This is a genomic window from Sodalis sp. dw_96, from assembly GCF_018449575.1.
Taxonomy (GTDB): Bacteria; Pseudomonadota; Gammaproteobacteria; order Enterobacterales; family Enterobacteriaceae; genus Acerihabitans.
Map to the genome: position 1 here is coordinate 1 of NZ_JAAVUT010000020.1, position 13,559 is coordinate 13,559.

14 protein-coding genes are annotated in these 13,559 nt (G+C 52.8%); 5 read left to right on the plus strand and 9 right to left on the minus strand.

Annotated features, from left to right (window positions below):
- The 9 genes from HB631_RS27320 to fkpA form a co-directional block, all read right to left on the minus strand.
- On the minus strand, positions 1-63 hold a 63-nt coding region (locus HB631_RS27320; RefSeq protein WP_255557335.1), incomplete at its 3' end, for a hypothetical protein.
- A 70-nt stretch (positions 64-133) separates the two neighbouring features.
- Entirely contained in the window at positions 134-2,239 is a 2,106-nt protein-coding gene (fusA, locus tag HB631_RS21515) for an elongation factor G (RefSeq protein ID WP_213993228.1), read from the minus strand.
- A 95-nt stretch (positions 2,240-2,334) separates the two neighbouring features.
- Positions 2,335-2,805, minus strand: a complete 471-nt coding sequence (gene rpsG, locus HB631_RS21520) for a 30S ribosomal protein S7 (RefSeq protein WP_011412093.1) — start codon at positions 2,803-2,805, stop codon at positions 2,335-2,337.
- A 93-nt stretch (positions 2,806-2,898) separates the two neighbouring features.
- Positions 2,899-3,273, minus strand: coding sequence for a 30S ribosomal protein S12 (gene rpsL / locus HB631_RS21525; protein ID WP_132923669.1), 375 nt, complete (start codon positions 3,271-3,273; stop codon positions 2,899-2,901).
- Between the two features lie 323 nt (positions 3,274-3,596).
- On the minus strand, positions 3,597-3,884 hold the full coding sequence (tusB, locus tag HB631_RS21530) for a sulfurtransferase complex subunit TusB (protein ID WP_213993229.1): 288 nt from the start codon (positions 3,882-3,884) through the stop codon (positions 3,597-3,599).
- 16 nt (positions 3,885-3,900) lie between these two features.
- Positions 3,901-4,260: a sulfurtransferase complex subunit TusC gene (gene tusC / locus HB631_RS21535; protein WP_213993230.1), complete on the minus strand. Its 360-nt coding sequence runs from the start codon at positions 4,258-4,260 to the stop codon at positions 3,901-3,903.
- 9 nt (positions 4,261-4,269) lie between these two features.
- Positions 4,270-4,656: a sulfurtransferase complex subunit TusD gene (gene tusD / locus HB631_RS21540; protein ID WP_255557197.1), complete on the minus strand. Its 387-nt coding sequence runs from the start codon at positions 4,654-4,656 to the stop codon at positions 4,270-4,272.
- Positions 4,657-4,658: 2 nt separating this feature from the next.
- On the minus strand, positions 4,659-5,381 hold the full coding sequence (locus HB631_RS21545; RefSeq protein WP_213993231.1) for a transcriptional regulator: 723 nt from the start codon (positions 5,379-5,381) through the stop codon (positions 4,659-4,661).
- 372 nt (positions 5,382-5,753) lie between these two features.
- Complete coding sequence (fkpA, locus tag HB631_RS21550; RefSeq protein ID WP_213993232.1) at positions 5,754-6,650, minus strand: FKBP-type peptidyl-prolyl cis-trans isomerase; 897 nt, start codon at positions 6,648-6,650, stop codon at positions 5,754-5,756.
- Between the two features lie 436 nt (positions 6,651-7,086).
- Between fkpA and HB631_RS21555 the strand changes: the two genes are divergently transcribed.
- The 5 genes from HB631_RS21555 (at position 7,087) to HB631_RS21575 (ending at position 13,546) form a co-directional block, all read left to right on the plus strand.
- Entirely contained in the window at positions 7,087-8,160 is a 1,074-nt protein-coding gene (locus HB631_RS21555; protein ID WP_213993233.1) for an alcohol dehydrogenase catalytic domain-containing protein, read from the plus strand.
- A gap of 17 nt (positions 8,161-8,177) precedes the next feature.
- Complete coding sequence (locus tag HB631_RS21560; RefSeq protein WP_213993234.1) at positions 8,178-9,746, plus strand: FGGY-family carbohydrate kinase; 1,569 nt, start codon at positions 8,178-8,180, stop codon at positions 9,744-9,746.
- Positions 9,747-10,025: 279 nt separating this feature from the next.
- On the plus strand, positions 10,026-10,943 hold the full coding sequence (locus HB631_RS21565; RefSeq protein WP_213993235.1) for an ABC transporter substrate-binding protein: 918 nt from the start codon (positions 10,026-10,028) through the stop codon (positions 10,941-10,943).
- A 126-nt stretch (positions 10,944-11,069) separates the two neighbouring features.
- Positions 11,070-12,560, plus strand: a complete 1,491-nt coding sequence (locus HB631_RS21570; protein WP_213993236.1) for a sugar ABC transporter ATP-binding protein — start codon at positions 11,070-11,072, stop codon at positions 12,558-12,560.
- Positions 12,554-13,546, plus strand: a complete 993-nt coding sequence (locus HB631_RS21575; RefSeq protein ID WP_213993308.1) for an ABC transporter permease — start codon at positions 12,554-12,556, stop codon at positions 13,544-13,546. Before HB631_RS21570 ends, HB631_RS21575 begins: the two co-directional genes overlap by 7 nt.
- The last annotated feature ends 13 nt before the right edge of the window (positions 13,547-13,559 follow it).

The window sequence follows — 13,559 nt, forward strand, 5'->3', positions numbered from 1 at the left end:
GACGTGACCGATGGTGCCGACGTTAACGTGCGGTTTTGTACGTTGAAACTTTTCTTTAGACACGGCTATATTCCTTACTCTTATGCTCTCACCCGAGGCGAGAGCACGGGATAATAATTTTAAACCCTAAAACTTATTTAGCTTTACGGGCTTCGATAATGGCCTGAGCAACGTTGTTCGGTGCCTCATTGTACTTCAGGAACTCCATGGAGTAAGAAGCACGGCCCTGAGTCTGTGAACGCAGATCTGTAGCATAACCAAACATTTCAGACAAGGGGACCTGCGCACGAACCGTTTTGCCGGTCGCAGTATCTTCCATGCCGTCGATCATACCGCGACGACGGTTCAGGTCACCGATCACGTCACCCATATAGTCTTCAGGCGTTTCAACTTCGACTTTCATGATAGGTTCCAGCAGAACCGGTTTGGCTTTCATGAAGCCTTCTTTAAACGCCATGGAGCCGGCAATCTTAAACGCCATTTCCGAGGAGTCGACTTCGTGGTAAGAACCATCGAAAGCCGCGACACGGACATCCACAATCGGATAACCGGCCAAAACGCCGTTCTTCAGCTGCTCCTGCACGCCTTTATCCACCGCGGGGACGTATTCTTTTGGAACAACGCCGCCAACGATTTCATTAAGGAATTCGTAGCCTTTACCACCGGGCTCCATCGGTTCGATACGCAGCCAGATATGACCGAACTGGCCGCGACCGCCGGACTGACGAACAAACTTGCCTTCTTGTTCTACAGTATTGCGGATCGTTTCACGATAAGCCACCTGCGGTTTGCCGACGTTAGCTTCAACATTGAATTCCCGACGCATACGGTCAACAAGGATTTCAAGATGCAACTCGCCCATCCCGGCGATGATGGTCTGACCGGATTCTTCATCGGTCCAGACACGGAAAGACGGGTCTTCCTGCGCCAGACGCCCCAATGCCAGACCCATTTTTTCCTGGTCGGCTTTGGTTTTCGGTTCAACGGCAACGGAGATAACCGGTTCCGGAAACTCCATACGCTCCAGGATAATCGGTGCGCTTTGATCGCACAGTGTATCGCCGGTGGTGACGTCTTTCAAACCGATTGCCGCGGCGATATCGCCCGCGCGAACTTCTTTGATTTCTTCACGTTTGTTGGCGTGCATCTGCACGATACGGCCGAAACGCTCGCGTTTGTCTTTAACGGAGTTCAGCACGGTATCGCCGGAATTAACCACCCCGGAATAAACGCGGAAGAAAGTCAGGTTACCCACAAACGGGTCGGTGGCGATTTTAAACGCCAGCGCCGAGAACGGCTCTGAATCGCTGGAATGGCGTTCCGCATGAGTCTCGCCGTCTTCCAGCACGCCATTGATGGCCTGAACATCGGTAGGCGCGGGCAGATATTCAATAACCGCATCCAGCATCGCCTGTACGCCTTTGTTCTTGAATGCAGAACCGCAGGTCACTAGGATGATTTCGTTGTTCAGCACACGCTGGCGCAGGCCGAGCTTGATTTCTTCTTCAGTCAGCTCATCGCCGCCCAGGTATTTGTCCATCAGCTCGTCGTTGGCTTCCGCCGCGGATTCAACCAGGTGCTGGTGCCAGGTATGGGCCAGGTCAACCATATCAGCCGGGATTTCTTCATAATTGAAGGTGATGCCCTGGTCGGCTTCGCTCCAGTTGATGGCTTTCATTTTCACCAGGTCGACAACGCCGGTGAATTTTTCTTCCGCGCCGATGGCCAGTTGAATCGGCACCGGATTGGCGGCCAGACGGGTTTTCAACTGTTCAACGACACGCAGATAGTTCGCGCCCATACGGTCCATTTTATTAACGAACGCAATGCGCGGAACTTTATATTTGTTCGCCTGGCGCCATACGGTTTCAGACTGGGGTTGCACACCGCCTACCGCACAGTAGACCATCACCGCGCCATCAAGAACACGCATGGAACGTTCAACTTCGATAGTGAAGTCAACGTGCCCCGGGGTGTCGATGATGTTGATGCGGTGGGCATCAAACTGCTTGGCCATACCGGACCAGAAACAGGTGGTCGCAGCGGAAGTAATGGTGATCCCGCGCTCTTGCTCCTGTTCCATCCAGTCCATAGTGGCGGCGCCGTCATGGACTTCACCGATTTTATGGTTTACACCGGTATAGAACAGAATGCGTTCCGTGGTGGTGGTTTTACCGGCGTCGATGTGTGCACTGATACCGATATTACGGTAGTGTGCAATAGGTGTTATACGAGCCATTTCTATCCTCGATTACTGGGGCGTTCATTCGGGCTAGCCCAAGCGGGCGAACTTTTTATCTCGCCCGCTTGGTTAGCATAACTACTGCGAGGCGGTTACCAGCGGTAGTGGGCGAACGCCTTATTGGCATCTGCCATACGGTGAACGTCTTCCCGTTTCTTAACGGCAGTACCTTTATTTTCTGCCGCATCGGAAAGTTCGTTCGCCAGGCGCAGAGCCATAGATTTATCACCGCGTTTACGAGCAGCTTCTACAATCCAACGCATTGCCAGGGCATTACGACGGACCGGACGCACTTCAACTGGCACCTGATAAGTAGAACCACCGACGCGGCGCGATTTGACTTCGACAGTCGGACGCACGTTGTCCAGAGCTACTTCGAAAGCTTCCAGATGGCCTTTACCGGAACGCTGAGCCAGGGTCTCCAGCGCGGTATAGACAATTGCTTCAGCGGTAGATTTTTTACCGTCTACCATCAGGATATTGACAAATTTTGCCAACAGCTCGGATCCGAACTTAGGATCCGGCAGGATTTTACGTTGACCAATGACGCGACGACGTGGCATGAGATAACTCCGTTGTTAATTCAGGATTGTCCAAAACTCAATGAGTTCTTTGACATTAAAATAAAATGTTTGGCCTTACTTAACGGAGAACCATTAAGCCTTTGGCTTCTTCACGCCGTACTTGGAGCGGCCTTGCTTACGGTCTTTAACACCGGAGCAGTCGAGCGCACCGCGAACGGTGTGGTAACGCACACCGGGGAGGTCTTTAACACGGCCGCCACGGATAAGGATCACGGAGTGTTCCTGAAGGTTATGACCTTCACCGCCGATATAGGAGGTGACTTCAAAACCGTTGGTCAGACGAACACGGCATACTTTACGCAGCGCGGAGTTCGGTTTTTTCGGGGTGGTGGTATATACGCGGGTACATACGCCACGTTTCTGCGGGCAGGCTTCCAGCGCCGGAACGTTGCTTTTAGCAACCTTCATGGTGCGGGGTTTGCGTACCAGCTGGTTAATTGTTGCCATTCAATAAAGCTCCTGGTTTTTGCTTCGTAAACACGTAATAAATCACCTCGTTTTGCCGGAGGGCAGAGTACGAGGACGCAGAATTTTATGGCTCACGGGTAAAGGTGTCAAGAAATATACAAAATACCCGTTATCTTTCGACCCGCAGGTGCGTTGGCCGCCATCGCTCACCCCGTCACTTACTGATGTAAGCTCCCGGGGATTCACTCAGTTGCCGCCTTCCTGCAACCCGAAATCTTTAGGGTATTGCCCGTTATCTTTCGAGGGGCAGATGTGTCGTCTAAGCTTCCTGCAACTCAAAATATATAGGGTATAAACCCTGCTTACCACGCCATTTGTTGCGGTTGTTTTACAGTGAGCGCGACAAATTCATTATAACCGATAACGGCAATTTTGTCTGAAAAATGAGCAATCAATCCGCGGGCGGCCACATCCACATCCAGCGCATAGAGTCCCAACGGCGCGGCGATGAGTTTTTTCAGTACCGAAGTTCCCGTCAACCCGGCAATGACCCCGTCCTGCATCAATAGCAAATCGTCCCCGGACCGGGCAGTGAGCAACAGCGAGGCCAGATCGCAGGCGTAGGGGGAGCGGCTTAGGGTATAGAGCATAATGGGCCCCGGAGGCTTAAAAGGTCAGCACGATATCAAATTCGGACAAACGCTGTCGCCAGTCCGCAGCCGGCAGGATTTCGGTTTCAAGCACCCACTGCTGGGGGGCGTTCAGTCCGCGTTCGGCCAACGACTCGGCGCAGAGATAAAAACGGTCCACATCATAAATCGGCAGCACACCGAAGGTGGCGATAAAATCACGGGCCAGGATGTCCGCCGGACATTGCCCCGGCAATAACAGCAACACGCCGTCGGCAATAAAAAACACGCCGATCCCATCGGAGACGGCGGAGGCGGCCAGCAATGCATCAAGCCCTTCACGCCCCGAGGCGCATCCATGGGGGCCGTGGGTGAAAACAAAAGCGATGCGTTTCATCGGTGCGCCCTAAAACTGAATAAAGCGATCGCATTGGGCAACCGCCTGTGCCAACGACCCCAGGCCGCTCAGGATAAATCCCGCCTGCAGATTGTATCCGGACAGGCCCAATTGGCCGGCTTCCCGTTCATCGGCGATGCCGCGCCGCAGAGCGGCGGCGACACACACTTCCAGGGCCACGTCGTGTTGCTGTCCGAACCGCTGCCATGCGCGAACCATATCCACTTCATCACCGGCGGGGGACGTATAGCCGTTGGCATTGTGTACGCCCTCCTGATAAAAAAAGACCGTGATAATCCGATGACCCGCCGCCAGCAGCGCCCGGGCAAACTGGAGCGCGCTGCCGGCTTGCTGGGTGCCGTATGCCGGACCGGACACCATCAGGCAATAACGCAGGCTCACCGGTCCAGGCCCAGGAAGTCGCCGCTCTTAAACTGTCGGATATAAAGATAAACCGTATGTTTGGAAATATTCAGCCGATCGGCGACCTGATTGATGGCGTCTTTAATATCGAAAATGCCCTTTTCATAAAGATTCAATACAATCTGGCGATTCTTGGCGTTGTTAGACACGCCGCGGTCGGCGTTCACCTCTTCAATGGTAAATTCCAGCGCCTGCGCCACCAAATCGTCCACCGACGAGGCGAAATTAACGGCAGTGGCGTTCTCCTGCGTTTCCGGCGGGATGAAGGTTTGCATGACTTGTGAAAACGGCACGTCGAGATTCATATTGATGCACAGCAAACCAATAACCCGCTGTTCGTGGTTACGAATGGCAATGGTGACCGATTTCATCAGGACACCGCTTTTGGCCCGGGTAAAGTAGGCTTTGGACACACTGCTGTCCTCGCCGGCCATATCGTGGAGCATGCGCAGCGCTAAATCGGAGATGGGGGAACCAATTTTGCGGCCGGTATGTTCGCCGTTGGCAATACGTATGGCGGAACTTTTGAGGTCTTCCAGCGAATGCAGGACAATTTCGCAATGTTCGCCGATTAACATGGCCAGCCCATCGACTATGGCTTCGTAGGAGGCGAGAATTTCGTGATCTACCTGACTGAATGGCCGTTCGTCCAAAACATCCAGCTCGGTAAAATCTGGGATCGGAAGAGAAGTAGACATGTGCAGACACCACCCGTTATAGAGAGCCTGTCGCGCAATCCGGGGGCAGACTCGGCTGTATAAAAAATTTGCTGGCCGCTAGTCTATCAAATACCGTAAAACACTGTCCTTGTGTTTGGACAGATTTTTTGCAACTTCATGACCGGCAATACCTTTTTTAGGATTTTATCGTCATTTTCAGCAGGTGGAAACGTGTGCGGTTCACTTCGTCTAACGAGTTGCCTGTTTACCAGCCTTGCGTATCCCCTTGGAATAATGCAAAAAAACGGCGTCACTTTTATAAGGGACGCCGCCTTAGCGTGTTGACAAACTGTAGCTCGGGGCAGGCTCAAACACTCCGAGTACATTTGTCAGCAGCCTGAAGCGGGAGGATTATTTACCCGTTTCAGCCCCTGCCGCCGGCTGATCCGCCGCCGGTTTGCCCTCGTCAGGTGTTTTGGCCGCCGGTTTTATATCCAGCAATTCAACTTCGAAGATTAAGGTCGAATTAGCGGGGATACCCGGTACGCCGGTTTTTCCGTATGCCTGTTCCGGCGGAATCACCAGTTCAATCTTGCCGCCCTTGCGCACTTCTTTCAGACCTTCGGTCCAGCCGGGTATCACACCGTCCAGACGGAACGACAGCGGTTCGCCGCGTTTGTAGGAATTATCGAATTCCGTCCCGTCAACCAGCGTGCCCTTATAGTTCACCACCACGGTATCGGTGTTGGTGGGGGCTTTACCGGTACCGATTTTTTCGACTTTATACAGGACTCCGCCCGGGGTTTTCTTAACGCCTTTTTGTTTGGCGAAGTCGGCGCGGTATTTATCGCCCTTTTCAGCGTTATCTTTTGCTTCCTGCTCCATTTTAGCCTGTGCGGCTTCTTTTACGCGGGCTTCAAATCCCTGGAGAGTGGCTTCAATCTCTTCATCGGTCAGCTTGCTCTTATTGGCGAAGGCATCCTGGACCCCGGCGATCAATTGATCCTTATCCAGCTTGATGCCCAGTTTTTCCTGCTCCTTGAGGGAGTTATCCATGTAACGCCCTAAAGACGCCCCCAGTGCATAAGCTGCCTGTTCTTCGCTGCTTTTGAATTTGTCCGAAACGGCATTAGCCGGAGCGGTTGCCGGAGCCGCGGAGCCTGCGGCGGCGGGCGCGGAGGTCGCGGCGGCATCAGTGTTGGCGGCGGGCGCAGAGGTGGCGGCGGCATCCGCGGCCATCACTTGAGCGGTATTGAGGGTAAACGCCATTGTGGTGGCCAGCAGCGTGACTTTAAACAGTGATTTCATCCATTTCTCCATAGCCTGGGCTATCTCTTCCCAAGTTTTATGACCAAGTTAAGCCGATACTATAGCCGTGAGCATAAACACAACACAATCTCTATCCCGACTAATTGAGTCTTTCTCAGACTTTTTTTGCCTGCAGAAGTTTCGTTTTCCCTTACTGAAACTTCATCGCGCAATCACAAAACCATAACAAAAAAATCAAACTGATATTAAACATTAACATTTTGTGAGATGACTCACTTTATTCTCATTTCAAACTATTATCATCACGAAATGTTAACGTTGTCATTAACGAAAACACACCAGCAGAACACTACCGTATTCGCCGTTTTATTTACCAACAGATGCCGCATTCAATTTTTTAAGATGGTTTTTGTTTAAAAATGATAACGTCAACATTTTATAATATTCTTCAAAAATAGCTAACATGGAGATGAAAATGAGCCAATTACCGGAATCTATGAAGGCAGTTGTATGCCACGGTCCACACGATTACCGATTTGAACATATTCCCACCCCGAAACCCGGTCCCAAAGAGGTGGTGATAAAAGTGGATGGCTGCGGTATTTGCGCGGGGGATTGCAAGGCAAAAAGCGGTGCGCAAATGTTTTGGGGCGACAATCCCTGGGTAAAAACGCCAGTGGTGCCGGGTCATGAATTTTATGGCCGTGTGGTGGAATTAGGCATCGGCGCCGCTGAAAAATTTCATATCAAACCAGGTGACCGGATACTTGCTGAGCAAATCGTTCCATGCTGGGAATGCCGCTATTGCAAATCCGGTAAGTATTGGATGTGTGAGAAACATGATATCTACGGTTTCCAGAAAACGGTGGCGGAGGGCGGCATGGCGGAATACATGCGATTCTCCGAACGCGCCATCATCCATAAAATCCCTGAAAGCCTCTCTCATAAAGACGCCGCGTTAATCGAGCCCATGGCCTGCGCCATCCATACCGTGGAACGGGCCGATATTCAGCTGGACGATGTGGTGGTATTGGCCGGCGCCGGTCCGCTGGGCCTGTGTATGGTGCAGGTGGCACGGCTGAAAACACCGAAAAAGTTGGTGGTAATCGACGCCATAGATGAACGGCTGGAACTGGCCAGGTCTTTGGGCGCCGACGTGGTGCTCAATCCCAAAACACAGGACGTGGACGCGATAGTCAAAGGCATGACTGACGGCTATGGCTGTGATGTGTATATCGAAGCCACGGGCGCGCCCATCGGGGTGACCCAGGGATTGCAAATGATCCGTAAATTAGGCCGTTTCGTGGAGTTCAGCGTGTTCGGCAAAGAGACCACAGTGGATTGGTCGGTGATCGGCGATCGTAAGGAATTGGATATTCGCGGCGCTCATCTCGGCCCTTACAGTTACGAAATCGCCATCGACCTGTTTGAACGCGGCCTGGTGACCGCTGAAGGCATCGTGACCCACAGCTACCCCATTGAAGAGTGCGATGCCGCTTTTGCGCTGGCGGATTCAGCCGACTCGATCAAAGTGGTCATTAACCCTTAGCATGGCGGGAGGCGGTGATGGATTATGTCATTGGGGTCGATATCGGGACGCAAAGCACCAAAGCCATAGTATTGCGTCTTGACGGCGAGATAGTGGGCCATGCATCCGCCGGTTATCAGGTGGAAACGCCGCAGCCCATGTGGGCGGAGCAATGGCCGGATGTGTGGTTCAAGGCCGTTTGCCAAACCATTGCCGCCAGTGTCCAGGAGTCCGGCGCGGCGCCGGAGGATATCCGCGGAATTTGCGTCAGCAGCCTGTATGGCGGCTCCGGCGTTCCGGTGAATAAAGAGATGCGTCCGCTCTATCCCTGTTTAATCTGGATGGATCGTCGGGCATCCGATGCAGTGGCCTGGGTGAATGAAAATGTCGATACCGAAACATTATTTCGTCTCACCGGCAATAGCCTGGACAGCTATTACGGTTATACAAAAATGCTCTGGATCAAACAGCACTGCCCCAGCGTATGGCGGGAGATTCATCAATTTTTACCCCCCAATAGCTACGTCAATTATCTACTGACCGGCCAGGTGGCTGTGGACCACAGTTCAGCAGGGAATATCGGCGGAGTGTATGACATTAATGCCCGCTGTTGGTCCGATGCCGCGCTGGATATGCTGGGCATACCCCGTAGCTTCATGCCGGATCGGCTGGTGGACAGCAGCGCGATGGTGGGCGGACTGCTGCCGTCGCTGGCGACCGAACTGGGCCTGCTGCCGGAAACGCCGGTAATGGCCGGCGGAGTCGACGCCGCCGTGGCGACGCTGGCGGCGGGGGTGGTGGCGCCGGGAGATCATGTGGCCATGATGGGCACCAGCATGTGCTGGGGCTATATCAATCCCGAAGTGGATGCCGCCAATCGTTTAATCTCCATGCCTTATGTCATTAACAGTCAGCGCGATAACTATATCTTTGGCGGCGCCAGTACCGCCGGTGCCGCGGTCAGCTGGTTTCGCGATACGTTCTGCCAGTCCGAAGTTCAGGCAGCGGCGTTATCCCTCGGCGTGGACGCGCATCAGCTATTGGAGCGCCAGGCGCTGGACGTTAAAGCCGGCAGCGAAGGGGTTTTATTCCTGCCTTATTTGATGGGGGAGCGCAGCCCGTTGTGGGATCCTTACGCCTCGGGCACCTTTTTGGGCATGTCGCTGGTACACACCAAAGGACACCTCTATCGCGCCGTGCTGGAGGGGATCGCTTTTGCCCTGCGGGATAATATGGAGTGCGGACAGAAAGGCGCCGTACGCTTGGAGCCTCGCCTAATTGTGGTGGGCGGCGCGGCACGTTCCGATCTGTGGATGCAAATCATCGCCGATGTGACCGGCTATCCGGTATTCACCCTTAAAGAGGAGGTGGAAGCGCCGCTGGGGGATGCGTTGTTGGCGGCATTGGGGGTTGGGTTGATTCACAATGCCAATGTTATCAAAAGCTGGAACACACTAGAAGAACGGACGCAGCCCAATGCGTTACGCCACGCTCATTACAATCGTCTGTTTAAACAGTATCAGGAGGTTTATCTCAACGTGAAAGAAAATATGTATCAATTAAGAATATTGGCCAATGAATTGTATATATCCGATTCCCCGAATTAAGCCGGGGGCGACTGCATGTTCATTTGAGAATACCATTATTTAACGCTGTTAAATAGTTGACATCTTCAAATGTTTGCACTGAATCACAATGCATTGTGGCAATATTGGTTAGCATTATGTTCACGTTGTCATATCAATACCAATTGATAACGTTATTACTATCAATGTGAACAAAGATTTGTCTGCCAGCAATGTCAGGCCCGTATACATCTACGCAATAATAATATCGACCAACAAATATTGATAATAAAAAACTCGACACCCTACAGGAGAGATAATATGTTGTCTACGATTAAAAGAACATTTGCGGTATGCTGTATTGCAATCACTCCGTTTATTAGCCAGAACCTGATGGCGAAGCCTATAACCATCGGCATGTCTTTTCAGGAAATGAATAATCCTTATTTTGTCACCATGAAAGCCGCATTAGACCAAGCCGGTAAAGATATTGGCGCCACCGTGTATGTTGCCGATGCCCGTCATGATGTTTCTAAACAAATAAACGACGTGGAAGATATGCTGCAAAAGAAAATCGATATCCTGCTGATTAACCCGGCGGATTCGGTGGGCGTCCAGTCGGCGGTGCTTTCCGCGCATAATGCCGGGGCGGTGGTGGTTGCCATTGACGCTCAGGCGGAAGGCCCGATAGACTCTTTTGTCGGCTCCAAAAACTATGATGCCGGCTTCCTTGCGGGGCAGTATCTGGGCAAAAACCTGAACGGTAAAGGGAAAGTCGCCATTCTGGACGGTATTCCGGTGGTACCTATTCTGGAACGGGTGCGGGGTTTTGAAGCCGCGATGAAAGCCTTCCCCGATATTAAAATCGTCACCAAACAGAATGGTAAACAGGAACGGGATACCGCCCTTACGGTAACCGAAAATATGCTGCAAGCCAATCCGGACCTGGCGGGAATATTCAGCGTGAACGATGTGGGCGCGCTGGGTGCCCTGGCCGCCATTCAAGCCAGCGGGTCGAAAGTCAAGCTGGTGAGCGTGGACGGTCACCCGGAAGCGATCAAAGAAATCATGAAACCCAACTCCCCCTTTATTGCTACCTCCGCGCAGTTTCCCCGCGACCAGGTCAGGATCGGCCTTGGCATCGCGCTGGCAAAATATTGGGGCGCCAACGTGCCCAAGACCATACCCGTTGATGTCAAGTTGATTGATAAATCCAACGCTCAGGGTTTTAGCTGGTAACCGACGGCTATACCCAAAACATTTCAGTTGCAGCTAACACAGCTGCGGCTTGAAAGATAAAGGGTATATATATTTCCGGCCGCCCTCAACCCACAGCGGCCGCATTTGCCCGGCGAGGAATTTATTATGACATCCTTATTGCAGCTCAAGCAGATAAAAAAGTCATTCCCCGGTGTTAACGCGTTAAACGGTATTGACTTGACCGTTGAGCATGGGGAAATTCATGCATTGCTCGGTGAAAACGGGGCAGGCAAATCCACCTTGGTAAAAGTATTGTGTGGTATTTATCATCCCGATGAGGGAGACATTATTATTGAGGGTAAATCCAGGAAATTCGGGAATTATCGGGAAGCCATTAACGCCGGTGTCGGTATTATTTTTCAGGAATTTTCGTTAATTCCTTATCTGGATGCGGTTGAAAATATTTTTCTCAATCGGGAAATACACAATTGCTGCGGATTTTTAGACAGAAAGGCCATGCGTCGCAAGGTAAACCAGATTTTCAAGCGCCTGGAGGTGAAACTGGATTTGGAACGACCGGTGGAGCAGCTGAGCGTGGCGCAGCAGCAATTTGTCGAGATCGCCAAGGCATTATCCCTGGATGCGAAAATCCTGGTATTGGATGAACCCACGGCGACGCTCACGCCAGACGAGGCGGAACATCTGTTCAGCGTGATGCGCGACCTTAAACTGCTCGGGGTCGGCATGGTGTTTATTTCCCATCATCTGGAGGAAATTTTCCAGATTTGCGATCAGATAACGGTCCTACGGGACGGTGAGTACATCAGTACCGTCCCCACCTGCTCCACCGACATTGAACAACTGGTGAACATGATGGTGGGCCGCAAGGTGGAAAACGCCTTTCCGGTTAAAAACCATCTTATCGACCCCCACACCCGTTTGCTGGAGGCCGCTATCCAGCATAAAAAAAACGGCGTCACCGATGAATTCCATCTGCTGCAAGGAGAGATCCTCGGTTTTGCCGGCCTGGTGGGCTCGGGGCGGACAGAGCTGGTGTCCGCGATGATCGGCGCGCGGCCCTGCTATCGCAAAAACATCAAGCTGCGGGGGGAACCGACGGTGCTCCGCTCCCCGGCCCAGGCGCTGGAGCACGGCATCGGGCTGCTGCCGGAAAGCCGCAAAAGCGAAGGGCTGGTGCTGCCCTTTACCGTGTCGCAAAACATCACCCTAAACCGCCATGAAAAAGCGGTCCGCATTTTTATCAATGCCCGTAAAGAGCGCGGCATTGTCCAGCGATTGATCAAAGCCGTGGGGGTGAAAACCCCGAGCGGGGATACCCAAGTCAATACCCTCAGCGGCGGTAATCAGCAAAAGGTAGTGATAGCCCGTTGGCTGAACAACGATTGCAATATCTTGATTTTTGACGAGCCGACCAGAGGAATCGACGTGGGGGCGAAAGCGGAAATCTATCTTCTGATGCAGCAGCTGACTGAAAAAGGCATCTCGATCATCATGGTCTCGTCCGAACTTCCTGAAATCATCGGCATTTGCGACCGGGTATTGGTCTTTCGCGGCGGACATATCGTGGCGGAACTGACGGGCGGACAGATCGAGTCAAACACTATCATGTTACATGCAACGGGGAGCTCATTATGAGCAGTATCGGCAACGCTTCTTCCCGCGATGTGATGACCCCATCATCACGCCGCGTCTATTGGGACAAATGCATGCGCCATCCGGCGGTTTTCCCGTTACTGGGATTTATCGTGCTGTTTGTCCTGATGGTTTTTCTGAGCGGCAGTTTTCTAACCTTCAATAACCTTACCAACGTGGCGCGACAGGTGTCCATCAACGCCATCATCGCCGTGGGCATGACCTGCGCCATTCTCACCGGCGGGATTGATTTATCGGTAGGGTCGGTCATGGCGCTGTCGGGCACGGTGGCGGCCGGCCTGATGATAACCGGCATACCGATGCCCCTGGCGCTGTTGGCCGGATTATTGATTGGCGCGCTTTTCGGCGCCATCAACGGCGCCTGCGTGGCTTACGCCCGGATGCCGCCGATTATCGTTACCCTGGCCTCCATGAGCGTTGCCCGGGGGCTTGCCTTGATTTACACCGGTGGTTATCCGGTTTCCGGCTTGCCGGACCCCTTCGCCTTTTTCGGCCGTGGCGAGGTGATGGGTATCCAGGTACCGATTCTGATTATGGCCGGCATCTACATTATTGCCTACGCCATGCTCAATCATATGTCGTTCGGACGGTATGTCTACGCCATCGGCGGTAACGAAGAGGCGGCCCGCCTCAGCGGTATCCGCATCTCACGCTACAAACTGCTGGTGTATGTCATCAGCGGCCTGACCGCCGCCCTGGCGGGCCTGGTTTTGACCTCGCGGCTGATGAGCGGACAACCCAACGCCGGGGAGGGGTTTGAACTGGACGCCATCGCGGCGGTGGTGCTGGGGGGCACGGCCATTACCGGCGGCAAAGGGGCCATCATAGGTACGCTGGTGGGAGCCATGATGCTGGGCATCCTCAACAACGGACTGAATTTGATGGGTGTTTCCCCTTATGTGCAAAACGTCATCAAGGGCGGCATCATTCTGGCGGCGATTTATATCAGCGCCGAGAAACGTAAATGATTCTTTTATCAAG